This window comes from Streptomyces sp. NPDC006294 (genome assembly GCF_042870895.1).
Classification (GTDB): domain Bacteria; phylum Actinomycetota; class Actinomycetes; order Streptomycetales; family Streptomycetaceae; genus Streptomyces.
In genome coordinates this window covers 131,968-156,534 of sequence record NZ_JBIAHV010000011.1, presented here as the reverse complement: position 1 = coordinate 156,534, position 24,567 = coordinate 131,968, and the positions used below count along the sequence as shown (strand labels likewise).

General features: G+C 70.6%; 22 protein-coding genes, 1 pseudogene and 1 CRISPR repeat array. Of the genes and pseudogenes, 15 read left to right on the top strand and 8 right to left on the bottom strand.

The window, feature by feature from the left end; translation table 11 throughout:
- The first annotated feature begins 45 nt into the window (after window positions 1–45).
- The 5 genes from ACFYOP_RS21040 to ACFYOP_RS21020 all read left to right on the top strand — a co-directional run bounded on the left by ACFYOP_RS21040 (window position 46) and on the right by ACFYOP_RS21020 (window position 5,572).
- Window positions 46–780, top strand: a complete 735-nt coding sequence (locus ACFYOP_RS21040; RefSeq protein WP_356898221.1) for a DUF6879 family protein — start codon at window positions 46–48, stop codon at window positions 778–780.
- Between the two features lie 10 nt (window positions 781–790).
- On the top strand, window positions 791–1,645 hold the full coding sequence (locus ACFYOP_RS21035) for a helix-turn-helix transcriptional regulator (protein WP_356898222.1): 855 nt from the start codon (window positions 791–793) through the stop codon (window positions 1,643–1,645).
- A gap of 437 nt (window positions 1,646–2,082) precedes the next feature.
- Window positions 2,083–2,568 (top strand): NUDIX domain-containing protein, encoded by a 486-nt coding sequence (locus ACFYOP_RS21030; RefSeq protein WP_356898223.1) that lies wholly within the window; start codon window positions 2,083–2,085, stop codon window positions 2,566–2,568.
- Between the two features lie 58 nt (window positions 2,569–2,626).
- A complete protein-coding gene (locus ACFYOP_RS21025; RefSeq protein WP_356898224.1) occupies window positions 2,627–3,448 on the top strand; it encodes a 3-hydroxybutyrate dehydrogenase in 822 nt (273 codons plus the stop codon).
- A 69-nt stretch (window positions 3,449–3,517) separates the two neighbouring features.
- Window positions 3,518–5,572, top strand: coding sequence for a GAF domain-containing protein (locus ACFYOP_RS21020; RefSeq protein WP_356898225.1), 2,055 nt, complete (start codon window positions 3,518–3,520; stop codon window positions 5,570–5,572).
- A gap of 94 nt (window positions 5,573–5,666) precedes the next feature.
- On the opposite strand, the gene ACFYOP_RS21015 is transcribed toward ACFYOP_RS21020, so the two are convergent.
- Entirely contained in the window at window positions 5,667–7,058 is a 1,392-nt protein-coding gene (locus ACFYOP_RS21015; RefSeq protein ID WP_356898226.1) for an MFS transporter, read from the bottom strand.
- 496 nt (window positions 7,059–7,554) lie between these two features.
- A CRISPR array of direct repeats spans window positions 7,555–7,708; the repeat unit is 30 nt; unit sequence CGTGCTCCCCGCACCTGCGGGGATGGTCCC.
- Window positions 7,709–7,729: 21 nt separating this feature from the next.
- Entirely contained in the window at window positions 7,730–7,882 is a 153-nt protein-coding gene (locus tag ACFYOP_RS21010; protein WP_356898227.1) for a hypothetical protein, read from the bottom strand.
- A gap of 61 nt (window positions 7,883–7,943) precedes the next feature.
- Between ACFYOP_RS21010 and ACFYOP_RS21005 the strand changes: the two genes are divergently transcribed.
- Together ACFYOP_RS21005 and ACFYOP_RS21000 are read left to right on the top strand one after the other, a co-directional pair.
- Window positions 7,944–8,537 carry a YdeI/OmpD-associated family protein gene (locus ACFYOP_RS21005; protein ID WP_356898228.1) on the top strand — a complete coding sequence of 198 codons (594 nt, stop codon included), beginning with the start codon at window positions 7,944–7,946 and terminating at the stop codon, window positions 8,535–8,537.
- A 269-nt stretch (window positions 8,538–8,806) separates the two neighbouring features.
- A complete protein-coding gene (locus ACFYOP_RS21000) occupies window positions 8,807–8,947 on the top strand; it encodes a hypothetical protein (RefSeq protein WP_356898229.1) in 141 nt (46 codons plus the stop codon).
- Between the two features lie 215 nt (window positions 8,948–9,162).
- On the opposite strand, the gene ACFYOP_RS20995 is transcribed toward ACFYOP_RS21000, so the two are convergent.
- Window positions 9,163–10,263, bottom strand: coding sequence for a peptidoglycan-binding protein (locus ACFYOP_RS20995; RefSeq protein WP_356898230.1), 1,101 nt, complete (start codon window positions 10,261–10,263; stop codon window positions 9,163–9,165).
- A gap of 384 nt (window positions 10,264–10,647) precedes the next feature.
- On the opposite strand from ACFYOP_RS20995, the gene ACFYOP_RS20990 reads away from it, so the two are divergent.
- Window positions 10,648–11,082: a VOC family protein gene (locus ACFYOP_RS20990; RefSeq protein ID WP_356898231.1), complete on the top strand. Its 435-nt coding sequence runs from the start codon at window positions 10,648–10,650 to the stop codon at window positions 11,080–11,082.
- Between the two features lie 199 nt (window positions 11,083–11,281).
- Here ACFYOP_RS20990 and ACFYOP_RS20985 read toward each other — a convergent pair whose 3' ends face one another.
- Window positions 11,282–11,992: a TioE family transcriptional regulator gene (locus ACFYOP_RS20985; protein ID WP_356898232.1), complete on the bottom strand. Its 711-nt coding sequence runs from the start codon at window positions 11,990–11,992 to the stop codon at window positions 11,282–11,284.
- Window positions 11,993–12,243: 251 nt separating this feature from the next.
- Here ACFYOP_RS20985 and ACFYOP_RS20980 point away from each other — a divergent pair, with 251 nt between their 5' ends.
- The 3 genes and pseudogenes from ACFYOP_RS20980 to ACFYOP_RS20970 all read left to right on the top strand — a co-directional run bounded on the left by ACFYOP_RS20980 (window position 12,244) and on the right by ACFYOP_RS20970 (window position 15,439).
- Entirely contained in the window at window positions 12,244–13,452 is a 1,209-nt protein-coding gene (locus ACFYOP_RS20980) for an erythromycin esterase family protein (protein ID WP_388452326.1), read from the top strand.
- A 37-nt stretch (window positions 13,453–13,489) separates the two neighbouring features.
- Window positions 13,490–14,524, top strand: a pseudogene (locus ACFYOP_RS20975) (hypothetical protein); the annotation flags it as partial.
- 198 nt (window positions 14,525–14,722) lie between these two features.
- Window positions 14,723–15,439 (top strand): peptidoglycan recognition protein, encoded by a 717-nt coding sequence (locus tag ACFYOP_RS20970; RefSeq protein ID WP_356898234.1) that lies wholly within the window; start codon window positions 14,723–14,725, stop codon window positions 15,437–15,439.
- Window positions 15,440–15,455: 16 nt separating this feature from the next.
- Here the strand turns inward: ACFYOP_RS20970 and ACFYOP_RS20965 are convergent, their stop codons facing one another.
- Window positions 15,456–16,484 (bottom strand): LacI family DNA-binding transcriptional regulator, encoded by a 1,029-nt coding sequence (locus tag ACFYOP_RS20965; RefSeq protein WP_356898235.1) that lies wholly within the window; start codon window positions 16,482–16,484, stop codon window positions 15,456–15,458.
- 300 nt (window positions 16,485–16,784) lie between these two features.
- On the opposite strand from ACFYOP_RS20965, the gene ACFYOP_RS20960 reads away from it, so the two are divergent.
- The 4 genes from ACFYOP_RS20960 to ACFYOP_RS20945 all read left to right on the top strand — a co-directional run bounded on the left by ACFYOP_RS20960 (window position 16,785) and on the right by ACFYOP_RS20945 (window position 21,570).
- Window positions 16,785–18,290: an alpha-N-arabinofuranosidase gene (locus ACFYOP_RS20960; RefSeq protein ID WP_356898236.1), complete on the top strand. Its 1,506-nt coding sequence runs from the start codon at window positions 16,785–16,787 to the stop codon at window positions 18,288–18,290.
- Between the two features lie 55 nt (window positions 18,291–18,345).
- On the top strand, window positions 18,346–19,698 hold the full coding sequence (locus ACFYOP_RS20955; protein ID WP_356898237.1) for an extracellular solute-binding protein: 1,353 nt from the start codon (window positions 18,346–18,348) through the stop codon (window positions 19,696–19,698).
- Window positions 19,699–19,816: 118 nt separating this feature from the next.
- Entirely contained in the window at window positions 19,817–20,677 is an 861-nt protein-coding gene (locus tag ACFYOP_RS20950; RefSeq protein ID WP_356898238.1) for a sugar ABC transporter permease, read from the top strand.
- Window positions 20,674–21,570 carry a carbohydrate ABC transporter permease gene (locus tag ACFYOP_RS20945; RefSeq protein WP_356898239.1) on the top strand — a complete coding sequence of 299 codons (897 nt, stop codon included), beginning with the start codon at window positions 20,674–20,676 and terminating at the stop codon, window positions 21,568–21,570. The genes ACFYOP_RS20950 and ACFYOP_RS20945 overlap by 4 nt, the downstream gene beginning before the upstream one ends.
- Window positions 21,571–21,601: 31 nt before the next feature.
- Here ACFYOP_RS20945 and ACFYOP_RS20940 read toward each other — a convergent pair whose 3' ends face one another.
- The 3 genes from ACFYOP_RS20940 to ACFYOP_RS20930 form a co-directional block, all read right to left on the bottom strand.
- On the bottom strand, window positions 21,602–22,474 hold the full coding sequence (locus ACFYOP_RS20940; RefSeq protein WP_356898240.1) for a MurR/RpiR family transcriptional regulator: 873 nt from the start codon (window positions 22,472–22,474) through the stop codon (window positions 21,602–21,604).
- A 124-nt stretch (window positions 22,475–22,598) separates the two neighbouring features.
- Window positions 22,599–23,813 carry a M20 family metallopeptidase gene (locus tag ACFYOP_RS20935; RefSeq protein WP_356898241.1) on the bottom strand — a complete coding sequence of 405 codons (1,215 nt, stop codon included), beginning with the start codon at window positions 23,811–23,813 and terminating at the stop codon, window positions 22,599–22,601.
- Complete coding sequence (locus ACFYOP_RS20930) at window positions 23,810–24,562, bottom strand: amino acid ABC transporter ATP-binding protein (RefSeq protein ID WP_356898256.1); 753 nt, start codon at window positions 24,560–24,562, stop codon at window positions 23,810–23,812. The genes ACFYOP_RS20935 and ACFYOP_RS20930 overlap by 4 nt, the downstream gene beginning before the upstream one ends.
- Window positions 24,563–24,567: the final 5 nt, after the last annotated feature.

Below are 24,567 nucleotides of genomic sequence, written 5' to 3'. Positions count from 1 at the left end.
GCCCGGCCATGCTGATGGATCAAGACCCCTGGAAGGAGAGCGTCCATGGCTCGTCAGTTGCGCTTCGCCGGCACAGACAGCAAGGTCGATGGTTGCCCCGCCCTGCACACAGACGAGGGCACCGGAGAGATCATCGTTCAGGGCACGCCCGTCACCGACCCCGAAGACCTCGCGCAGCTCCATCACTTCGGGCCGGGCGATGCAGCGGTGGTCGTGCCGCGCGAACTGCTCGTGAACTGGGGACCGAAGGAGATGACCCGCGTGCCGGAGCTTGTCGACCGGGCCACCTTCCGGCGTCTCTTCGAGACGTTCAAGCACAGCGCTTGGCGGCTGGAGACGCGACGCGGCTATGCGTCCGACCGACAGGACCCCGATTTTGAGGCGTTCTTGGTCACGGGCTCCTCGCCTTGTGACCCCAGTGAGCCCTGGTTCGTCAACATCAAGGCGCAGGCCGAGGCTGGCAAGACGGTCGGTCGGGTGCGCGTCGCTGACAACCCGATGACCACCGAACAGCGGTTCCTGCTCGACTACGCCCGGCATAACGCGGCGGTCGGCGAGGACATCCGCTACCTGTGGCGCGACGACGCGGCCGACCTGCCCGCCGAAGACTTCTGGATCTTCGACTCGCGATTGGTTGCGTTGCTGCACTTCGACGACGCCGACAATCTGCTGAGCATCGAGCTGATCACCGAACCGGCTGAGGTGGTGCGGTACGCCATGGTCCGTGACGCCGCGATGCACCACGCGGTGCCGTTCGACCTGTTCGCCACGACCGAATGACGCGTGACCGGTGAGCACTGACTATCAGCAAGCCAGGGTGGCCCTGGGGGTGCGGCTGCGCGAGCTCCGGTTCACCTGCCCTGGCGGTCGGCTCACCGGTCAGCAGCTCGCCCAGCGGCTCGGGTGGCAGAGCTCGAAAGTCAGCAAGCTCGAGAACGGCAAGCAGACGGCCACCCCCGAAGACCTCCAGGCGTGGGCCGAGGCCACCGAGCAGCCGGGCGTGCACGCCGAGCTCGCCGCCCGGCTGGCCGGGTTCGAGTCCCACATCAGGTCATGGCGCAGAGCCCTGGCGAACGGCTTCAAGCCGCTGCACGAGGGGCTGAGTGCGGAGATCGACCGCACTTCGGAAATTTGGGTCTGGGAGGAGTCTGTGATCGCCGGTCTCTTGCAGACCCCGGAGTACGCGCGCCACGTCGTCCAGCGGTACGCCGAACTGCTCGGGGGAGCCAGCGACATTGAGGCCGCCGTGCGCTCCAGGGCGCAGCGGCAGGAGTGGCTGTACCAGCCAGGCCGCAAGCTTCATGTCCTGATGTGGGAAGCGGCGTTGCGCTCGCTGATCTGCCCGCCCTCCGTGCTCGTCGCCCAGCTCGACCGCCTCACTGGAATGATCGGGATGGACACGGTGGAGCTGGGCATCGTCCCGTTCACGGCCTCGGTCAAGATCGTGCCCGCCAACGGCTTCTGGGTCCTTGATGACCGCCTGGTGGTCGCCGAGGACTGGCACGCCGAGATGTGGTTGGACGACGCCGAGAACGTCACCCTTTACGCGAAGGTCTGGAAGACCCTTAGCGAGTCGGCGGTGTACGGAGCCGACGCCCACAACGTCATCAACGCGGCCCGCCGTGCGCTGAACGCCCGTGGATGACGTTGTGGGTGCACGGCGGAGTCAGAGCACCCCCACCGAACTCATCACGAGCAGGCACAGGGCCAGCGAGTCCCCGAACGCACCTCCGCCGAAGAGAATGGCCGACGATGACTGAGATCAAGGTGCAGATCTTGACAATCAGCACTTGGCCCCAAGGGAGAGGTGCAACGGGCCGAGTGACTTTCCGGTGATCAGACGCTTCACATACAGCCTCATTTCGACCATCACGTGACAAAAGTGTGCTTTCACTGAGGCCACCGACGTTGCGGCTCGACTCAAGAGACCGAGGCCGCCGAGCGTTGTGCCAAGGACCTTGCTGCCCCGGCCACCGTCGCCCCGTGAACGGCTGGCCGGCATGGAACCCGCGCCGGGCTCGGGGCGCGGACGCGCTGGCGGGCGGTTCGGCCGCCGGGCCGGGGCCGGTTAAGGTCCGGGGCATGGCAACTCCCGAATTCATCCGCGCCATCCGGGCGAGCGCCGGCCATCAGCTGCTGTTCCTGCCCGGTGTCAGTGCCGTCGTCTTCGACGACCGGGGGCGCGTGCTGCTCGGCATGCGCGCCGACACCGGCAACTGGTCGGTCATCGGCGGCATCCCGGAACCGGGGGAGGAGCCCGCGGCGACCGCGGAACGCGAGGTGTACGAGGAGACCGCCGTGCGCTGCGTCGCCGAGCGGGTCGTCCTCGTCCAGGCGCTGCCGAGGCCCGTGACCTACCCCAACGGCGACGTCTGCCAGTACATGGACATCACCATGCGGTGCCGCGCCGTGAGCGGCGCCGCCGAGGCGCGGGTCAACGACGACGAGTCCCTCGAGGTGGGCTGGTTCCCCGTCGACGCGCTGCCCGAGCTCCAGGACTTCGCGATCTTCCGGATCAAACATGCGCTCTCCGAGGGACCAGCATGGTTCCAACCCACCATCAGGTAGCGAAGTATGGGTCGGGACCACATCGGTCGTCGGATGATCGCTGCCTAGGGTGCCCAGTATGACCGCGCCCACCACACCCCCCGGCATCGCAGCTCCCGCACTCGCGGCCTCGTCCGTGTCCGTCGACCTCTGCGGCCGCACCGCACTCGTCACCGGTGCCGCGGGCGGCATCGGCCGCGCCTGCGCGCTCCGGCTCGCGGCCGCCGGAGCCAAGGTCAGAGCTGTCGACCGGGACGCGGAAGGGCTGGCCGCACTCGCCGGTCTCTGCGACGGCCTCGCCGGAGCCCTGGAGCCGCGGCTGCTCGACCTCACCGACCTGGACGCCGCGGAGGCGGCCGCCGCCGGCACGGACATCCTCGTCAACAACGCCGGACTCCAGCTCGTACGCCCCATCGAGGACTTTCCGCCCGACGTCTTCCACACCGTCCTCACCGTGATGCTGGAGGCGCCGTTCCGGCTGATCAGGGGCGCGCTGCCGCACATGTACGCCCAGGGCTGGGGCCGGATCGTCAACATCTCGTCGGTGCACGGACTGCGCGCCTCCCCCTACAAGTCCGCCTATGTGGCCGCCAAACACGGCCTCGAAGGGCTCTCCAAGACGGCCGCGCTCGAAGGCGCGCCGCACGGGGTGACCTCCGTGTGCGTCAACCCCGGATACGTCCGCACCCCGCTCGTCGAGAAGCAGATCGCCGACCAGGCCGCCGCGCACGTGCTGCCCGAGGAGCGCGTCCTCACCGACGTACTGCTCAAGGACTCGGCGATCAAGCGGCTCGTCGAGCCGGAGGAGGTGGCCGACGCCGCCCTGTACCTGTGCTCGCCGCAGGCATCGTTCATCACCGGCACCTCGCTGGTCCTCGACGGCGGCTGGACCGCTCACTGACGCCCGCCGCCGGACCGGTTCGTCCACAGGGCTGGTGCGACCACCCGTACGGCAGGTAATCCTGTGTCCATGTCCCACGATCAAGCCCCCTACCTGGAGCTCCTCGCCAGAGGCGCCGCCGCGGAGGCGTACGACAGGCCGCTGCTCCTCGCCCGCGCGGACGGCGCGGGGCCCGAGGAGCTGGCCTCGCTCGAGCACGCCAAGCAGCTGGCGCTGCGGGTTCGCGCCGAACTGGAGGGCCGCCGGCGCCGGGAGGCGGAACTCTCCGCACTCTTCGAGACCGCGCACGACCTCGCCGGACTGCGCGACCTCGACGCGGTGCTCCGGGCGATCGTGCAGCGCGCCCGCTCGCTGCTCGGCACCGAGGTCGCCTACCTCAGCCTGAACGACCCGGCGGCCGGCGACACCTACATGCGGGTCACCGAAGGGTCCGTCTCGGCGCGCTTCCAGCAGGTCAGGCTCGGCATGGGGGAAGGGCTCGGCGGGCTCGTCGCCCAGACCGCCCGGCCGTACGTGACCGACAGCTACTTCGACGACGCCCGCTTCGAGCACACCGGGACCATCGACGCCGCCGTCAGGGACGAAGGGCTCGTCGCCATCCTCGGTGTACCGCTCATGCTCGGCAGCCAGGTCATCGGCGTGCTGTTCGCCGCCGACCGCCGCGCCAGGGTCTTCGGACGGGAGCAGGTCGCGCTGCTCGCCTCCTTCGCCGCGCACGCCGCCGTGGCCATCGACACCGCGAACCTCCTCGCGGAGACCCGCTCGGCGCTCGCCGACCTGGAGCGGGCCAACGCGATCATCCAGGACCACAGCGGCGTCCTGGAACGCGCCTCCGACGTCCACGACCGCCTGACCGAGCTGGTCCTGCGCGGCGGGGGCGTCGACGACGTGGCCGCGGCGCTCTCCGAAGTCCTCGACGGTACGGTCGAGTTCACCGGAAGCGGCCCGGACGCCACCGGCGCGGGCGGGCACGCCACACGGTACGGCGACGACTGGGTCGCCGCCGTCGCCGCCGGCGGCGAGGTCTTCGGCTCCCTGGTCCTGCACGGACACCCCGACCTCGACCCCGTCGACCGCCGCACCCTGGAGCGTGCCGCGATGGTCACCTCCCTGCTGCTGCTCGCCGAACGGTCCGCCCACGACGCGGAACAGCGGGTGCGCGGCGAACTGCTCGACGACCTGCTCGACGCCCCGGACCGCGACCCCCGGCTGCTGCGGGAGCGGGCCGCCCGCCTGCGGGCCGACCTCGACGCACCCCATGTGGTGCTCGCCGCCCGCATCGACGCTCCGGCAGGCGCCGCCGCCCACGCCGACGCGGCAGGAGGCGCCGACTCCGCGGCCCGGCGCAGAGCGCCGGTCCGCGCCGACGCCCCCTCGCGCCCAGGCGTTTCGGCACGCCACGAGCCGCCCGCGCGCCGTGACACCGCCCTGCGCCGGGACACTTCGATGCATCGTGACAGCGCCGGGAGCGGTGATGCGTCCGCCCGCGAGACCGCCGACCGGCGGCGGTTGTGGTCCGCCGCCTCCCACCTGGCCGCGACCCGCTCCGGCCTCGCCGCCGCCCGCGACGGCGGCGCCGTCCTGCTGCTGCCCCTCGGTCCCGGCGAGACCGCCGCCGACCTGGCCCGTCAGACCGCCCGTCAACTGGGCGGCGCGCTGCGCGAACCGGTGACCGTCGGCGCCTCCTCCCCGGTCGCCTCCCCGGCCGGGAACCCGGGCCCGGTGGGCGACGCGTACGCCCAGGCGTGCCGCTGTCTCGACGCGCTGCGGCTCCTCGGCCGCACCGGGGAGGGCGCAGCGGCACAGGACCTCGGCTTCCTCGGGATGCTGCTCGCCGACCCCGGCGACATCGACGGCTTCGTACACCGCACCATCGGCGAGATCGTCGAGTACGACCGGCGGCGCGGCACCGACCTCGTCGGCACCCTGAGCGCCTACTTCGCGAGCGGCATGAGCCCGGCCCGCACCAAGGACGACCTGCACGTCCATGTGAACACGGTGGCCCAACGGCTCGAGCGCATCAGCCGGTTGCTGGGGGCCGACTGGCAGTCCCCGGCCAGGTCGCTCGAGATCCAGCTCGCGCTGCGGCTCTACGCCATGGCGGATCCGGACGCCGCCTCCTGACCGACGGGGCCGCCGGTGGACACGCAGCCACGCGGACCCCTCCTCGGAGTCCGCGCGGCTGCGTGTCGTGGGACGCTCTCCCGGCGGTGCCGGCTCAGGCGGGACGCGCGCCGGCCCTGCTGTCGGCCGGTGCGTCGTCCACGGCCCCGTCCGTCTTCGGGTCCAGCGCCGTCAGGTCGCTGTCCCGGGTCTCGCGTGCACAGAGGATGGCGACCACGGTGAGCAGTGCCGCGGCGATGACGTACAGGGAGATCGGCGTCGACGTGCCGAAGTCCGCCAGCAGCGCCGTGGCGATCAGCGGTGCGGGCGCCCCGGCCGCCACGGAGGAGAACTGCGCGCCGATGGAGGCGCCCGAGTAGCGCATCCGCGTCGCGAACATCTCGGAGAAGAACGCCGCCTGCGGCGCGTACATCGCACCGTGCAGCACCAGGCCGACGGTGACGGCCAGCAGCAGGGAGCCGAAGCTCGCCGTGTCGATGAGCGCGAAGAACGGGAACATCCAGGCCCCGACGCCGATCGCACCGATCAGATACACCGGCCGCCGCCCGATCCGGTCGGACAGCGCACCCCATGCCGGGATCACGGCGAAGTGCACGGCGGAGGCGATGAGGACCGCGTTGAGCGCCGTCTGCTTGCTCAGCTCCACCGTGGTCGTCGCGTAGACGAGGATGAAGGCGGTGATCACGTAGTAGCTGATGTTCTCCGCCATCCGCGCGCCCATGGCGATCAGCACATCGCGCCAGTGGTGACGCAGCACGGCGACGACGGGCATCTTCTCCACCTGCCCGGCCTGCGCCTTGCGCTCCTCGGCCTTCGCCAGCGCGGCCTTGAAGACCGGCGATTCGTCGACAGAGAGACGAATCCACAAGCCGACGATCACGAGCACACCGGAGAGCAGGAACGGTATGCGCCAGCCCCACGAGAGGAAGGCGGCGTCCGAGAGCAGTGCGGTGAGCGCCGCCAGCACACCGGTGGCCAGCAACTGCCCGGCCGGCGCGCCGGTCTGCGGCCAGGAGGCCCAGAAACCGCGCCGCTTGGCGTCCCCGTGCTCCGAGACCAGCAGCACCGCGCCGCCCCACTCGCCGCCGAGCGCGAAGCCCTGCACGAGCCGCAGCACGGTCAGCAGGACCGGAGCGGCGGAGCCGATGGTCGCGTGCGTCGGCATCAGGCCGATAGCGAAGGTCGCGCCGCCCATCAGCAGCAGACTGAGCACCAGCAGCTTCTTGCGCCCGAGCCGGTCCCCGTAGTGCCCGAACACGAGCGCACCGATCGGCCGCGCCGCGAATCCGACGGCATAGGTCAGGAACGACAGCAGGGTGCCGACGAGCGGGTCGGAGTCGGGGAAGAACAACTTGTTGAAGACGAGCGCGGCGGCCGAGCCGTAGAGGAAGAAGTCGTACCACTCGATGGTCGTGCCGATGAGACTCGCGGCGACGATGCGCTTCAACGAGCTGGGAGCTGGGGGAGCGCTTGCGGGGGCGGCCATGGACACCACTTCCGGACAGTTGACGGGGACGTTTGCGTGTCGCCACACCGTAGGAAGGGGCAGGTCAGGGGCGTATGTGGTGGGACACCATAGTTCTGGGGTCGAGTGTGCGCGAGGCCACCATGCGAGACATGTCGGCGCTGGTTCGAGGGCCATTTCGAAGGGCGGGGAGGGTGTCTGGGGTGCACTGTTCAGTATGTTTTGGAGGCCCGGTGCTGACTCCCGTGCTGGTTTGGTGCTGACCTGAAACCGCATGTCAGCACCCCTGATCACCTGTCCCGCGATGACTTGGTGCTGACTATGCAGCGTAGAACTCCGGCATTCGGCATGGATCAGGCATGGCAGTGAATCAAGGCGGACGAAGGGCTGGAGCAACGCGGCCAAGCACTGCGGGTACGGCAGGTGATGGGCAACCAAGTTCTCTATACGTGATTGCCGTAGTCGGTGAAACTGCTTCAGAATGCCCCGTCCTCCTGACAAAGCCGCAGGTCACGAAGCGTGCTCCCCGCACCTGCGGGGATGGTCCCGCCGCACCGGCGCAGGCCATGGCGGAGCTGTCGTGCTCCCCGCACCTGCGGGGATGGTCCCCCGAAGTGCGCGCGGGCGCCGCCCCGGCCCTCGTGCTCCCCGCACCTGCGGGGATGGTCCCCTTCGCGGGCATCATGACCATCTCAGATCGCCTCGCGCAGGCGTCCGGAGGCTTTGGCGAGCAGGCTCAGGCAGCCGAAGGCGTGCCCTTCCAGGGCCGGATCACCGGCGATCCGGACAGCGGCAAGGTCTTCGTTGTCGCTGCAGCGTGGAGGCTCGAATACAGAGATGATCACGCAGGTCCACGGGCATCCTGCATCCGGGGCCGTGCCCGAATGCGTGACGACAATCGACCGGGTGTGGTTCGCTGTTGGGGTGACTCAGGACTTGGAGACCGTTGCATTCGAATCCGCCGAGGCATTCCAGGCATGGCTCGGCGAGAACCACGCCGTCTCGTCCGGAATCTGGCTCAAGCTGCGCAAGAAGGGCCCCGGAATCGTCGCGCTGGACTACGCCCAGGCACTCGACGTGGCACTCTGCTACGGCTGGATCGACGGCCAGAAGGCCAAGTTCGACGACCAGTGGTGGCTCCAGCGGTTCACCCCGCGCAAGCCGCGCAGCAAGTGGTCCAAGGTCAACCGGGACAAGGTCGCCACCCTGATCGAGCAGGGCCGGATGCATCCCCAGGGGCAGGCCGAGGTCGACCGTGCCAAGGCAGACGGACGCTGGGAGGCGGCCTACGACGGCGCGAAGACCGCCACGGTGCCGGACGACCTCGCGGCGGCCCTGACCGCCGACCCGGCCGCGGCCACGTTCTTCGAGACACTGGACCGGCAGAACCGCTACGCGATCCTGTACCGGGTCCAAGATGCCAAGAAGCCCGAGACCCGGGCGCGCAGGATAGAGAAGTACGTAGCGATGCTGGCGAAGGGCGAGAAGCTGTACCCGTAGTCCCGGAGAGGGACCGCAGTCGTGTAATGCCCCGGGGGGCCCGGCGCGCCTACGGCCCCCGCAGCAGACACCAAGTTCCCTCACTGAGCGTAACGAAACCTCAGAGGCCCTGAGCAGGCGCACCGCTCAAGATGGAAGACCCGGATTGTCTCCTTGAACTGCACCTGCTCCGGCCGAGTTGATTGTCCTGGCACACGCGAACCACGCGGACAGGTGGCGGAATTGAAGCGGTCGTCAGGGAGACGTACGTACCAGCACGGGCGGAGCGTATGCACCACGCCCACCGGCTGGGGCGTGGCCAAGGCCCCGCCGTCGGTGAGGTCACCTTCAACTGCCTGCGCCTGCACGACAACGCGCAGGACATCCGCAACACCACCAGTACCTTCAAGATAAGCGTCAACCCCTGCTGATTCGGGGCCATGCCCCTGGCTGAACGAGATCGGCGCCCACTGCTCTACGCAGCGGGCGCCGATTGTCCCGTTCCCTCTTCTCGACGGCTCTGGAGGGCCGGACCTGCCCGCCATCCACCGTCTCGCCGCCTTCAACGCCTGGGCGCGCGACGGCTCCTTCCCGCCGCGGGCGCAGTGGGAAGGAGCCGTCGGGCCGGCCTCCGGGGCCGCTCGTGTCAGCGGGAGCCGAGCAGCGTGCGCCAGGTGTTCGGGCCGATCACGCCGTCGACCTGCAAGCGGTGCTTGCGCTGGAAGGCGACCGTCGCCGACTTCGTCTTCGCGCCGAACCCGCCGTCGACCGCGAGGCCGTAGCCGTAGACGTTCAGCTGCGTCTGCGCCGCCTTCACCGCGTTGCCGGACGAGCCGGACTTCACCGTCTTGATCAGCTTGGACCAGGTGTTCGGGCCGATGACGCCGTCGGCGGCCAGGGACCGGGACCTCTGGAACTTGATCACCGCGGAGCGGGTGTTCGGGCCGAAGATGCCGTCGGCCCCGATCGTGTAACCGTGCGAGGCCAGCAGCTGCTGGGCGGACCGCACGTCCGAACCCTTGGAACCGCTCTTGAGGATCGGCCAGGAGACACTCGGGGCGGGGACCTGCCCGCCGCCACCACCACCACCGCCACCCAGCTTGACCGGGCGGAACGGGTCGTAGTTGTCCCGGCCGATTCCGTACTTGAGCTGCCGGTGGGTCGTGCCGTACGTACCGCGCTGCTCGTACGCCCAGTAGGCGCTGTGCGACGCGTTGGCCCACTTCTCGAAGATCACGACGTGACGGAAGTCGCCGTCAGTGGTGCTGTAGTCGATCAGCAGGTCGCCCTTCTGGAGCTGGCTCACGCTGCTGAGCCGCTTGGTGACGCCGTTTCGCGAGTCGGCGAGCCCGACGGTGTTCAGGCCGGGCTTCCCCAGTCCGAGTGCCATGGAGACGAAGCCGGAGCAGTCCTGGCGGTAGCCGTCCTTCCAGTTGCGCTCCATGCTGTACGGGACGGGGCGGCCGTTGTTGGCCGTGAGCCAGGTGCGGGCCCGGTTGATCATCGTGTCGCGGGACAGGCTGCCGGTGGCCATGGTCGTCAGCTCGCTCGCCTGGGTGACGAGCTTGCTGTTGGCCTCGGGCTCGGGCCCGTAGTCGGTCCCGCTCTGCGCGGCGACCGTCGCCGACTCCGAGGAGTCGCCGTCGGTGAGCGACGGTACGACGACGATTGCGGCCGCGATGCCTCCGGCGGCGACGCCTATCAGAGTGACCTGTGCGCGGCGTGTGAGCCGGCTGCGAAGAGACATGATTCCCCCGTGATTTCTCTTGTGTGGCATGCGCCTGTTGTGGCACGCGCCGGCCCGAGTGGGTCGAACGGTGCTTGGAGTGCCGGTCGTTCACCAGGTGTTGGGTGTGGCCCCTGACGAGTCATCACGATGGCAAAGATTGCGGCCCGGGCCCAGCGCTGTACGGAAGCCGCATCACTCAGTGACGTGACCCCGACAATGTCCGCGTTGTGCGACCGGCGTCGTGACAGTTGATCGTTCTTCCTCCGGAGTGCGGCATGGGTGACGACTCGTCACGCAGCCAGGAGACCTCACCGGCGGACGACTCGCCGGCGCCGCCACGGTCGCCGCCTGAGGCGCGGAACTGCCGGGAGGAGCAACGGGGTCCCTTGCTATGGTGCGCCGATGTCATCTGTCAGGCAGTTCCAAGTCACCTTCGACTGCGCCGAACCGGCGCTCCTCGCCGACTTCTGGTGCGAGGTGTTGGGTTACGTCACACCTCCGGTTCCGGAGGAGTTTGCCACGTGGGAGGACTACCATCGCTCGCTGCCGCCCGAGGATCAGGCCACGTACTTCGCGTGCAGCGATCCCTCGGGTGTGGGCCCGCGCCTGCTCTTCCAGCGCGTCCCCGAAGGGAAGATCGTCAAGAATCGGGTGCATCTCTGTGTACGGGCCGGCACCGGACTCGTGGGTGAAGAGCGCCTCGCCACACTGGAGGCCGAACGCGCACGACTGGTCGCGCTCGGCGCGGTGCACGTGCGAACGATGCTTGCCGATGACGACAACGAGTCGTGCATCGTGATGCAGGACATCGAGGGCAACGAGTTCTGCCTCGACTGAGCGCCCTCCTTGGCCCGGCTGCGGCTGCGGCCCACTGGTTCACGGGCGGGGCCGTGCGGCGGCGCATCGGCCTTCCACGGCCCGCGCCGGCCGTGATCACGTAGCCGGGCCGGGCACGCCTTGGCCCTGTTCATGCGGCGTGCCACGGTGCCGCATCAGCCGAGCATCGGAGCGCGGGAGGGGAGCCCGCGCAGGGCCTTCAGCTCTCCTGCGCGAGGTAGTCGGCGAGCAGGGACGCCGCGCTCAGCATGGCGAGGCCGCGGGCGGTGACGCGTTGCCGCCAGTCGTCGAGGGCCGCGGCCAGCGCCTGCGTGTCCCCGGCGGTCCGGATCTGGTGGACCACGGTGGCGATCAGCTCGAGCGGATAGCCGCCGCGCCGCAGGAAGTGCGCGAGTTCCGCGTCGCGGATGTCCTCGGCGTCGTACGTGCGGTGCGCCGTATCCGGCCGGCGGTCGGGGGACAGTACGCCCACGGCCTCCCACTTGCGGATGGTCGCCACGCTGACGCCGAGGCGGTGGGCGAGCTCCCCGATACTGAAGGGCCGGACGTGCTTCTGGGTGCGCCACGCGCCGTCCGAACGCCTCGTCAGGTGGGCCAGGACCTCGCCGACGGCGTCCAAGGCGCCCCGGTCCCGCTGGAGTTCGGCATGGCTGCGGTCGATGGCCGCCAGAGCGTCCTCCAGCCGCCCATCGGTGACCGCCCGCATGATCGTGCCGCCCGTCGTGTATCCGTGTGCCGGGACGAGCGCCCGGTACGCCCGCAGGGCCGCGGCGTGCCGCTCCGTGTACCGCCGGTAGCCCGTGTCCGTGCGCTCGGCCGGCGGAAGGAATCCGTCGCGCTCGTAGTTGCGCACGGTCTGTGGCGAGATGCCGTGCTCCTGCGCGAGATCGGCCGGTCGGAAATATGCCATGTTTGAAACTGTACGACTCACAGCCCGGCAGACGGCGGGCAAAGGTTCAATACGGTGTTCAGGTGTAGCTTTCATGGCCAAGGCGACGGGTGAAGTCGTCGGATCCTTGGAAGGAAAGGAACGCTGAACATGCCGACAGCGATCGAAGTGGCCGGACTGTGCAAGAGATCCGGCCGGGTGACCGTCCTCGGCAGCCGTGACCTCAGCGCCCCGGAGGGCGCAGCGGACAGGCTGAGCGTATGAACGCCGCCATGGAAGACGCCGCTCATGTCGTCGACGCCGCCGGCCTCATGGGATTGCTCCCCGCCCGGCCGCGGCTGCTCGCCCTGGGGGAGCCCACCCACGGCGAGGACATTCTCCTCGAGGTGCGCAACGACCTCTTCCGGCAGCTTGTCGAAGAAGAGGGCTACCGCATCATCGCGCTCGAGAGCGACTGCCTGGCCGGCCTTGTCGTGGACGACTACGTCACGTCCGGGACGGGCGGCCTCGACGACGTCATGGAACGCGGATTCAGCCACGGTTTCGGCAAGTCCGCGGCCAATCGCGAACTGGTCCGCTGGATGCGCGCGTACAACGACGGCCGGCCCGCGTCGCGGCAGCTGCGTTTCGCCGGGTTCGACGGCCCGCTGGAAATGACCGGCGAGAGCCCGAGGCAGGCCCTCGCCGCGCTCCACGCCCAGCTCGCCGACCGGTGCGACGCCGCGATGCTTCCCTGCACCGCCGAAGAGCTCGACCGGCTGCTCGGCGACGACGACCGCTGGAGCGACCCCGCGACGGTGATGGACCCGTCCCGGTCCGTGGGCCGGACGCCCGAGGCCGAGCGGTTGCGGCTGATCGCGGACGACCTGGCGGCCCTCCTCGACGCGCAGGAGCCGGGCCTGCGGGCGGAGTTGCCGCGGGACGACTGGGACCGGGCACGCCTGTACGCGCGGACCGCCACCGGTCTGCTGCGCTATCACTCCTGGATGGCCGACACCTCACCCGGCCGCCTGGGGTGGCTGCTGGCTCTGCGGGCTTCCCTGATGGCCGCCAACCTGCTCGTCCTCGCCGAACGCGGCCCGGTCCTGGCGCACGCCCACAACGCGCACCTCCAGCGCGGCAGGAGCAGCACGCGGATGGGCGGGCGGCGGCTGGAATGGTGGAGCACCGGGGCACTCGTCGACGCCCGGTTGGGCGAGGAGTACGCCTTCGTGGCCACGGCCCTCGGCACGATCCGCCACCGCGGGGTGCCGACCCCGCCGCCGGACACCGTCGAAGGGCTCCTGTACGCGCTCCCCGGGGACCGGTACGTCATCGACGTCCGCCGGCTGGCCGCCGCGCTCGGTGACGTGCCGCCCGTACCCCGCGAGTCCCCCTGGCACGGCTACGCCCCGCTGGACCCGGCCCGCTTGGCGGGCAACGACGCCCTCGTGTTCGTCAAGGACGCCCCCCAGGGCCCGATGTGGTGGCCGGCCGGCTGACCGCCGGGCAGGCCGTGACGTCCCGCGAAAAGGCCGCTGGAGCCGGCGGGTGTACGCCGCGTCCGGGCGGCTCGACGCCGGCAAGCCGATCAACGAGTACACGGATAGGGAACGCGAGGACTTCCTCCACCACGAGCCGGTCCGGATGAAGGTCGCCGGCCTCAACACGACGTACGAGGGCTCGTCTCCCGCGTCGGGAAGTCGCTGCTCGCCAGGACGTCGAAACGCTCCAGCCGCACGTGCGGGCCTTCGTGGAGCGGGCGGCCGCCTTCCAGCCGTGCCCCGACTGCGACGGCACCCGGCTCGACGAGGGCGCCCGTTCGTCGGAGATCAAGAAGATCAGCGTCGCCGACGCGTCCCGCATGCAGATCGGCGACCTCGCCGAGTGGGTCCGCTGCCTCGCCGAGCCGTCCGTCGCACCGCTGCGGGTTTGCTCAGCTCGAACTCCGAAGGCGCGTGTCCCTCCTGCACCGGTGCGGGCGTCGGCTACACCGACCTGGCGATCACGGCGGGCGTCGCGACGACCCGCGAGTCTGCGAGGGCAGGCGTTTCCGGGCGTCGGTGCCGGAGTACCGGCTCGGCGGCCCGTGACATCAGCGACGTGCTCGCCATGCCGGTGACCGAGGCACGGGAGTTCTTCGCCGCCGGCGAGGCGCGCACGCCGGCCGCCGTCACGGTCCATGGCAGGCTCGCCGACGTCGGGCTCGGCTACCTCTCGCTGGGCCGGCCGCCGCCCACCCTCTCCGGCGGGGAGCGGCAGCGGCTGGAGCCGGCCACCGACACGGCGGGGCAGGGCGGGATCTACGTGCTCGACGAGCCGACCACCGGCCTCCACCTCGCCGATGTCCAGCGGCTGCTCGGCCTGCTCGACCGGCTCGTCGACTCCGGCCGGTCGGTGATCGTCATCGAGCACCACCAGGCGGTCATGGCGCACGCCGACTGGATCATCGACCTGGGCCCCGGCGCAGGCCACGACGGCGGCCGCGTCGTCTTCGAAGGCACCCCCGCCGACCTGGTCGCCGCCCGGTCGACCCTCACGGGCGAGTACCTCGCGGCATACGTCGGCGCCTGACAACGGCCCCGGCCGGCAGCACCCGACAACGGCCCCGGCCGGCAACACATCAAGCGGCCCCGGCCGGCCCTGCTCGACGCGGTGCCGGCCGGGGGGCCGGGCGTCGGCGGCACCGGCGAGGGTGCCGCCTCCGCCCCGTTTCACCCGAATGGCCCGCACCCCGGTGAGAGGTGTGCAACGGGGTTGCAGGGTGGTCCCATGTGGTCCCGCCGGATCGTCCTGGGCGCCGGAGCCGTGGTGCTGGCTCTGCTGGTGATCCGGGACGCCCCGCTGCGCCCCGCCCGGCCCGAGCCCGTCGCCGTCGGCCCCGGGGTGCCCCGCCCCCCGATCGTCAGCCGGAAGACGTGGCGGGCGAACGAGGGCCTGGTCCGGGAGCGGGCGGCCTACACGGGTGCGGTGAACGCGGTCTTCCTCCACCACACCGGTCACCTGAACAGTTACGACTGCGCCGACGTCCCCCGCATGCTGCGGGCGATGCAGCAGGACCACATCGAGAGCGAGGGGTGGGACGACATCGGCTACAACTTCGTGGTCGACCGCTGCGGCACCATCTACGAAGGAAGGGCCGGCGGCGTCGGACGTCCCGTCCGAGGGGCGCACACCAAGGGCTTCAACTCCGACACCATCGGCATCGCCGCACTCGGCACCTTCGGCCCCGGTACGAAGGTCCCGCCGGCGCTCGAGGCGGGAATCGTCAAGGTCGCCGCCTGGAAGCTGTGGCCGGGCGCCGACCCCCGTGGCACGGTCCGGCTCGTGTCGACGAACGACGAGAGCAAGTACAAGAAGGGCGAGGCAGCCGTGCTCGCCGTCATCTCGGGACACCGCGACAGCTTTCGTACCAACTGCCCCGGCGACGTGCTGTACGAGCGGCTGCCCGCCATCAGGGAGTCCGTGGCGCGGCTGCGCAAGCCCTGAGCGGGGCACTCCTGGGCTACGCCCGCGCCGGCCCCGTGCTCTCCCGGACCACCAGCCGGTAGCCGGCGGCCACTTCGCGCACCTCGGCGGCCCGCCGGCTCGGCCGGGTGCCGTTGATCTGCGCCTCGAGCATGCCGACGGCCACGTGCGCGATCTGCTCCTTGTCGGGGGAGACCGTGGTGAGGGTCGGCGTGCTGTAGCGGCCGTCCTCGATGTCGTCCCACCCGGCGACCGCGACGTCCTGCGGCACGCGCAGGCCCGACGAGAGCGCGGTGCGCAGCGCGCCGAGCGCCAGCAGGTCGTTGAAGCAGAAGACGGCCTGCGGCGGCTGCGGCAGGTCCAGCAGCTGCCGCATCAGCCGGGCGCCGTCCGCGCGGCGGTACGCGGGGGTGGGCGGCGCGAGGGCTTCGTCGTAGGCGAGACCCGCCGCCTCCAGGCCCTGGCGGTAGCCGGACAGCCGGAGGTGGGCGGTGTTGGCGCTCGGGTTGTCCTGCCGGCCGATCGCGGCGATCCGCGTGTGGCCGAGGGAGAGCAGGTGCTCGGTCAACTCCCGGGCGGCGCGCTGGTTGTCGATGGCCACATGATGGGTGGGGCCGTCGAGGACGCGTTCCCCGAGGAGCACCAGCGCGGTGGTGTCCGTGCGGGCCGCCAGTTCCTCCGGTCCGACGGTGATGGGGCTGAAGACGAGGCCGTCGATCCGCTGTTCCCGCACCCCGTCCAGTACTTCACGCTCGCGGTCCGGGTCTCCGTCCGTCTGCTCGATCATGACGGTCCAGCCGCGTTCGGCGGCGGCGGCGATCACGAACCGGGTGAGCTCGGCGAAGTACGGCGCGTCCAGCTCCGGCAGCGCCAGGGCGATCACCCCGGTCCTGCCCTTGCGGAGATTGCGGGCCGACAGATTGGGGCGGTAGTCCAGCACGGCCAGCGCCCGTTCGACCTTCTCGCGGGTCGGCGGGGAGACGTACGTATGGCCCGTGACGACGTTGGACACGGTCTTGACCGACACTCCGGCCAGGGCCGCGACGTCCTTGAGACTCGCCCCCACCTGCACCCACCTCCATCGGCACCGGTGCGGTGCCCTCCCCGCCCGTGACCTGCCCCACCGGCGTCCAACGGTACGCGGCTCCGGGTGCGGATCCCGACCGGGACCCCCGCCCGGAAGCTTCTTGGAAGAACTCCGGCGCTAAGTATTTACGACGCTGTTTCAACGATGTAATCGTAGCAGTCGACGGCGGACGGCCGCGGCCCTCCCCGGCCTGCGGCCGACCACCGGCCCCGCCCTTCCCCGCGGCGCACCCGTGCGTGACGTGCGCCGTGCAAGCCAACCCGCAGGAGTCTTCGCCTCATGCCCACGGCCCGCCTCACCCTGGACCCCGCCTTCCGGACCGGAACCGTCGACCGCCGGCTGTTCGGCTCCTTCGTCGAGCACATGGGCAGGTCCGTCTACACCGGTGTCTACGAACCCGACCACCCGACGGCCGACGAGGACGGACTGCGCACCGATGTGCTGGACCTGGTGCGCGAACTGGGGGTGACCGTCGTGCGCTACCCCGGCGGCAACTTCGTCTCCAACTACCGCTGGGAGGACGGTGTCGGCCCCCGCGAGACCCGCCCCCGCCGGCTCGACCTCGCCTGGCGCAGCGAGGAGAGCAACGCCTTCGGGCTCAACGAGTTCATGACGTGGGCCCGCAAGGCGGGCGTGGAGCCCATGCTCGCCGTGAACCTCGGCACGCGCGGCACCGCGGCGGCCCTCGACCTGCTGGAGTACACCAACTACCCCTCCGGGACGGCTTTTTCGGATCTGCGCCGTTCCCACGGCGCCGCGGATCCGCACGACGTGCGGATGTGGTGCCTGGGCAACGAACTCGACGGCCCCTGGCAGATGGGGCACAAGACCGCCCACGAGTACGGCCGGATCGCCGCCGAGACCGCCCGCGCCTTCAAGCGCTTCGACCCCGGCCTCGAACTCGTCGCCTGCGGCAGCTCCAACGCGTACATCGACACCTTCGCCTCCTGGGAGGCCACGGTGCTGGAGCACACCTACGAGTTCGTGGACCACGTCTCGCTGCACGCCTATTACGAGCCGGTCGGCGGCGACGTCGACTCCTTCCTGGCCAGCGCCGCCGAGATGGACCGGATGATCTCGGCGGTCACGGCCACCGCCGACCACGTGGGCGCCAAACTGGGCAGCAGGAAGAAGATCAAGCTGTCCTTCGACGAGTGGAACGTCTGGTACCAGAGCCGGTTCGGCGGCGAGACGTCGCTGGATTGGCGCCCCGCGCCCGAGCTCATCGAGGACGTGTACGACGTCACGGACGCGGTGGTCGTCGGCAGCCTGCTCGTCACACTGCTGCGCCACGCCGACCGCGTCGGCGCCGCCTGCCAAGCTCAACTGGCCAACGTGATCGCGCCGGTGATGACCCGTCCGCAGGGTCCTGCCTGGCGTCAGACGATCTTCCACCCGTTCGCACAGACGGCACGGCACGCCCGCGGCACGGTCCTGAGGGTCGAACCCACTTCACCGGTGGTGGAGACGGAGCGTTACGGCGAGGTCCCCACCCTGTGGGCCACGGCCACGCACGACGAGGAGTCGGGCGACGTGGTGCTCTTCGCCGTGCACACGGAACGTGAGGAACCGCTCGTCCTCACCGCCGACGTCCGGGCCCTGGCCGGCGCCAGGGTCGTGGAACACCTCGTCCTGCACGACGAGGACACCACCGCCGTCAACTCCGCCGAGCAGCCCGACCGGGTCCGGCCGCGCCCGCTCGACGGCACCAAGGCCGAGGACGGTCTCCTCACGATCGAACTTCCCCCCGTTTCCTGGTCCATGGTCCGCCTGGCCACCCGCTGAACCGACACCGTCCGTCCACGGGCCCCGCCAGGGCCCACATCCGAGGAGCACAACGATGAGCACCATCTCTCCCCTCGACACGGGGGCCTCCCGCAGAACCTTCCTGGCCGGCACCGCGGTCGCCGCCGCCGGGCTGCTGACGGCGTGCAGCGGCGGCACCCGTATCGGCTCCGACAACGGGGCCACGGACGCGGGACCCAGCTTCAGCGGCGCCGAGTACGAGGGTCCCAAGGTGACCCTGGAGTACTGGAACGGCTTCACCGGCGGTGACGGACCGCACATGCAGAGCATGCTCCGCGCCTTCAACAAGCGTCATGCCGGGCGCATCGAGGTCAAGAACATCACCCGCCAGTGGGCGGACCTCTACCCGGCCATGCCGACCGCGATAACGGCCGGCAAGGGACCGGACGTCGCGGTGATCCACAACGACCAGATCGCCACCTTCGCCGCCCGCCGCACCCTCGTCCCCGTGGACGACGTCGTCTCCGCCCTCGGCCTCACCGAATCGGACTTCATCCCCGCGGTCTGGCAGGCCGGCGTGTACGAGGGCAAGCGCTACGGCGTGCCGCTCGACGTGCACTGCCTCGCGGACTACTGGAACGTGAGGCACCTGACGAAGGCGGGACTCGACGAGGCGCCGAAGGACCGGGCCGGCCTCGAGGACACCCTGCGGGAACTGAAGAGCGCCGGCGTCGCCCACCCGTTCTGGATGCCCAACAAGTGGCCCGCCCACCTGATGTTCATGACCCTGCTGTGGCAGTTCGGCGGCGAGCTGTACGACACCGAGGGCACCAGGGCGCTGTGGGGCTCCGGCGCCGGCGAGGAGGCGCTGAGCTGGATGGTGCGGCAGATCCGGGAGGGCCACAGCCCCCGGCAGGTCGCCCAGGACGCCCAGTACAACGCCTTCAAGAACAACAGGGTGAGCTCCACCTGGGACGGCATCTGGCAGATCAACGACCTGAAGGAGACGGCGAAGAGCATCAGTTGGGAGATGTCCCCGGTGCCCGTCATCGGCGGCACGGCGGCCGTGTGGACGGCCGGACACAACTTCGTGCTCACCTCCCAGGCTGCCAAGGACAAGAACAAGGTCCAGGCGGCCAAGTTCTTCATCGACTACATGAGCGAGCGGTCGACGGAGTGGGCGCAGGCAGGCATGATCCCGGCCCGCAACACCGTACGCGCCGCCCCCGAGGTGGCCCGGCTGCCGCAGACCGCCCTGGCCCGGGACGTGGAGGCGTTCCGGTTCCTGCCCACGCTGCCCGGGCTCGGCGACGTACAGACCGCCGCCCTCGAACTGGCCGTGCAGAAGGCCGTGCTGGGGCAGAAGTCGCCGGCCGACGCCCTGGCCGAAGGGGTGCGGACCGCCGACAAGATGCTGGCCGAGAACAAGCGGAAGTACGCGAAGTGAGGCGGGTGCCGTGCAACGGCTGACAGCGCGGCCGTCCGCCACCGCCGCCAGGGAGCGAAGCCGGGGCCGCGGGCCTGCCCCGGCCCGCTCCAGGTCGTACCGGTGGTGGACTCCGTACGTGTTCACGGCGCCGTACCTGGCGCTCTTTCTGACCTTCGTCGTGGTGCCCATCGGGTACGGGCTGTGGATCAGCCTGTTCAACTGGGACATCAACATGCCGGCCCAGCCCTTCGTCGGCCTGGACAACTACCGGGAGCTGTTCGACACCGACAGCGTCGAAGGCCCCCGCTTCTGGCGGGCGATGCGCGCGACCGGCCTCTTCACGGCCCTGTCGCTGCCGTTCCTGCTCGTCGTGCCGCTGCTGGTGGCCCTGCTGATGAACGGCAGGTTCCGCGGCCGCAACCTGTACCGGGCCGTGTACTTCGCGCCGTACGTCCTCGGTGTGGCCGTCGTCGGCCTGCTGTGGCGCTTCCTGCTCGACGGGAACATCGGCATGGTCAACCACTACCTCGGCGCCCTCGGCCTGCCCGACGACATCCAGTGGACCACCGACACACCGCCCGCCTGGTGGGCACTGGTCGGCGTCACCGTGTGGTGGACGCTCGGCTTCAACGCCGTCATCTACCTGGCGGGGCTCCAGGACATCCCCGCCGAGTTGTACGAGGCGGCCAAGGTCGACGGCGCCGGCCCCTGGCAGCGGTTCCGCCACGTCACCCTGCCCGGACTGCGGCCGGTGGCGCTGTTCGTCGTCAACGCCACCCTGCTCGCGTCGGCCAACATGTTCGGCCAGTCCTATCTCATCACCGGCGGGGCCCCGGCCGACCAGACGAAGACCGCCATCTTCCTTATCGCGGAGACCGGACTGCGGCGCTTCGAGATGGGATCCGCGTCGGCGATGAGCTTCGTCCTCTCGGCCGCGCTGATGGCGGCCAGCGCGCTGGTCTTCCGGCTCTTCCGCGAACGGCAGGAGGAACGATGACCCAGACCGACGTCCGCAGGCCCGCGCCCCCTGCCCGTACCACCGAACCCGCCGCCGCCCGGGCCGCCCGGCGCCGGCTGCGGCGCTCCCTGCTCCACCTGATCCTCGCGGTGGTGGCGGCCCTGTACCTCAGCCCGCTGCTGTACATGCTGGTCACGTCCTTCAAGACGGGACCCGACGCGGGCGCCACCGACCCGCAGTGGATTCCCTCGCCCGCCACGCTCCAGGCGTACCGGCAGGTGCTGGAGGCCGGCGACAGCCCGGTGCTGCAGTGGCTCCTCAACAGCGTCCTCGCGGCGACCGCGCACGCCCTCCTCGTCCTCGCGACCGCGACCCCGGCGGCCTACGCGCTCGCCCGTCTCCGCTTCCCGGGCCGCCGGCTGATGTTCACGGCGATCGTGGCCACCCTGTTCGTGCCGCCCATGGTCCTGCTGATCCCCAACTTCCTGATCGTCAACGAACTCGCCTGGGTGGACAGTCTGCCCGCCGTGATCGTGCCGGGGGCGGCGAGCGCGTTCGGCGTGTTCTTCATGCGCCAGTTCTTCCTCACGCTCCCGCAGGATCTGGAGGAGGCCGCCGAGATCGACGGCTGCAACCGCTGGCAGATCTTCGTACGCGTGGTCCTCCCACTGGCCAAGCCGGCCCTGGCCACCCTGGGGCTGCTCGCCTTCCTGGCCAACTGGAACGACTTCCTCTGGCCGCTGTACGTGCTGCTCAGCCCCGAGTCGCTCACCCTCCCCGCGGGCCTGGCGAACTTCCAGAGCGCCAACAACATCCACTACGACCTGCTGATGGCGGGGGCCGTCATCGCCAGTGTCCCGGTGCTGCTGCTGTACGTGGTGGCTCAGCGGTGGGTGATCGAGGGGGTGTCCCGGTCCGGTCTGAAGGGCTGAGCCCGGCCGCGGAACGTCCGCGTCCGCAGGGTCACACCAGGCCGATGTGCTGGGCGACGTCCTCGCCCCGGCGGAGATGGTCGTGAGCGGCCTCGCCCAGCGTCTCGATGACTCCGGCGACCACCGTCTCGATCACGGCGAGCGTCGGTACGAGGCTGTCGTAGGGCGAAGGAGCCGTCACCCGGCAGGGCAGCACGACGTCGGCCCTGCTGGTGACGGGCGACAGCCACGTGTCCGTGAAGAGCAGCACCTTGCCTCCCCGTTCCCGGGCGAGAGCGGCCATCGCCACCTTGTCCTGCTCGTACCGTCGGTAGTCGAACAGCACGAGGACGTCGCGCCGGCGGAGTGTGCCGAGCGTCGCCGTGCGCTCCACGTCCCGGTCGGGGAGGAACCGGACGTCCTCGCGAAGCTGCATCAGGTGCAGCCCCAGATACTGCGCGAGCAGGTGCGTGAAGCGGCCGCCCGCCAGGGTGATGCGGAGTTTGGGGTCGGCGAGGAGCCGGACGGCGTGGTCCAGATCGTGGGGCGGCAGTTCGGCCAGCATCGCGGCAACCTCCGCGGGGAAGACCTTGCGGACCCGGTCGAGCAGGCTCGCCCCGTCCGCACCCTCCTCGACGGGACGCCCGTACGCGGGAGCCTCGTAGAGCGACAGGGGCGAGGCGTTGCGCTCCTCCAGTTCCGCGCGCAGCGCCGCCTGGAAGTCCGGGAAGCCGCGGAAGCCGAACCGGGAGACGAACCGGAGCACGGTGGGCGCGCTGACGCCGGCCCGTTCGGCGATGGCGGCCACCGTCTCGAACCCGGCGGACGGGTAGGCGGCCAGCAGCACGCGCCCGACCTTGCGCTCGGCAGGACTGAGTTCGCCCAGCTTGTGGCGGATCTCGTCCGCGAGTGCGCCTGTGGACATCTGCCAGTTTCCTTCCCGCGCCCCGGCGAAGTGGTTGAAGAGCGTCCGCCGATGTCGAGCGTAACGGTGCGGCACAGTCTGTCGGTCGGCGAGGTCGACCCACCGGCCGGGGTGCTCGCCGCCGTCAGGCCCGACCGTCGCCCAGCGCCGCGATCAACGCGGTGAGCAGCGCGATCCGCGAGTGCACGGTGGCGAGGTCGAGCCATTCCTCGGGCGTGTGGTCCGCGCCGCCGACCGGTCCCAGCCCGTCCAGGACCGGTGTGCCGACGCCGGCGACGATGTTGGCGTCGCCGACGCCGCCCGTGGCGGTGGCTCCCACGTCGATGCCGAGCTCGGCGCCGAGCCCGCGGGCCGTGGCCAGCAACTCGCGTGCCGCCGGGGTGCACTCCATGGGAGGACAGAAGTCCAGTTGCTCGACACGCGCGCTCGTTCCCGGTACGCCCGGCCGGGAGGCCGCCGCCTCGATGGCGGTGCGCGCGGCCTCGATGCCCGAGGCCGTCGTCGAGCGCACCTCGATGTGCAGTTCCGCCTCCGGGCACACGATGTTGGCCCGGGTCCCGGCGCGTATCACGCCCACGTTGACCGTGACCCCGTCCCAGCGGCCGTTGAACCCCTGCAGCGCGACGACCAGATGGGCCGCGGCCAGTGCGGCGTTGGCGCCGCGCTCGGGTTCGATCCCGGCGTGCGCGGCCGTGCCCGTGACGGTGATACGGAAGTCGGCCACGCCCTTGCGGGCCACCACCAGGTCCCCGTTCTCCCGTGCGCATTCCAGGGCGAGGGCCACGTCGCTCTCCCGGGCGACTCGCTCGGTGACGGGGCGGCTCGCGGGGGAGCCGATCTCCTCGTCCGGCGTGGCGAGGAAGATCAGCTCCCGATAGGCGTCCACGCCGGCCTCCGCGAGGATGCCGAGCGCGGTCAGGCCGGCGGCCAGCCCGCCCTTGTCGTCGCACACACCGGGGCCGTGGGCGAGTCCGCCGCGGATCGTGAAGGGACGTTCTCGCGCCGTGCCGTCGTCGAAGACCGTGTCCATGTGGGCGGCGATCAGGACGCGGCGGCCGCCCTGCGCGGTGGTCAGGCTGCCGGACCTGCGGGCGACGAGCACGTCGCCGAACCGCTGTCCGCCGGCGCCCGGCGGCAGCGGGATCCGCTCCACCGTGAAACCCAGTCCGCTCAGCCGGTGCTGCACCCGGTCCGCGACCCGGTTCACCCCGTCCGGGCTGTAGGAGCCGGAGTCGATGTCCACCAGCTCGGCCAGGTCGTCGAGAAAGCGCGGGATCAGGTCGTGGGCCGGCGCCGGCCGTGTGGACGCGCAGGGCTGCCGGCCTGCCGCGGCCGTCACAGGACCTTGGACAGGAAGGCGCGGGTGCGCTCCTGCTCGGGGTCGACCAGTACCTTCGAGGGCTTTCCGGCTTCGACGACGGTTCCGCCGTCCATGAAGACCGCGGTGTCCGCGACCTCCCGTGCGAAGCCGATCTCGTGGGTCACCACTATCATGGTCATCCCGTCGTCCGCGAGTTGTCGCAGCACCTCCAGCACGTCGCCGACCAGTTCGGGGTCGAGCGCGGAGGTGGGCTCGTCGAAGAGCATCAGCTTCGGCCTCATCGCCAGGGCGCGGGCGATCGCGACCCGCTGCTGCTGGCCTCCGGACAGCTGTTCCGGGTAGTGCCCGGCGCGGTCGCCGAGTCCGACCCGGTCGAGCAGCCGAACGCCCTCCTCCCGTGCCGCGGCGCGGCTGACGCCCGCCACCCGGACCGGCGCTTCGACGATGTTCTCCAGGGCGGTCATGTGGGGGAAGAGGTCGAAGCGCTGGAACACCATGCCGATGTCCCGGCGGCGCTCGGCGACCTCGCGTTCGCGCAGTTCGTGGAGCCGGTTGCCCTCCTGGCGGTAGCCGACCAACTGCCCGTCGACGGAAAGCCGTCCGCCGTCCACCTTCTCCAGGTGGTTGATGCAGCGCAGGAACGTCGACTTGCCCGACCCGGACGGGCCGAGCAGGCAGCAGACCTGTCCCCGTTCCACGGTCAGGTCCATGTCTCTGAGTACTTCGAGCCTGCCGAACCGCTTGCGTACGCTCTCGGCGTGGACCATGGCGG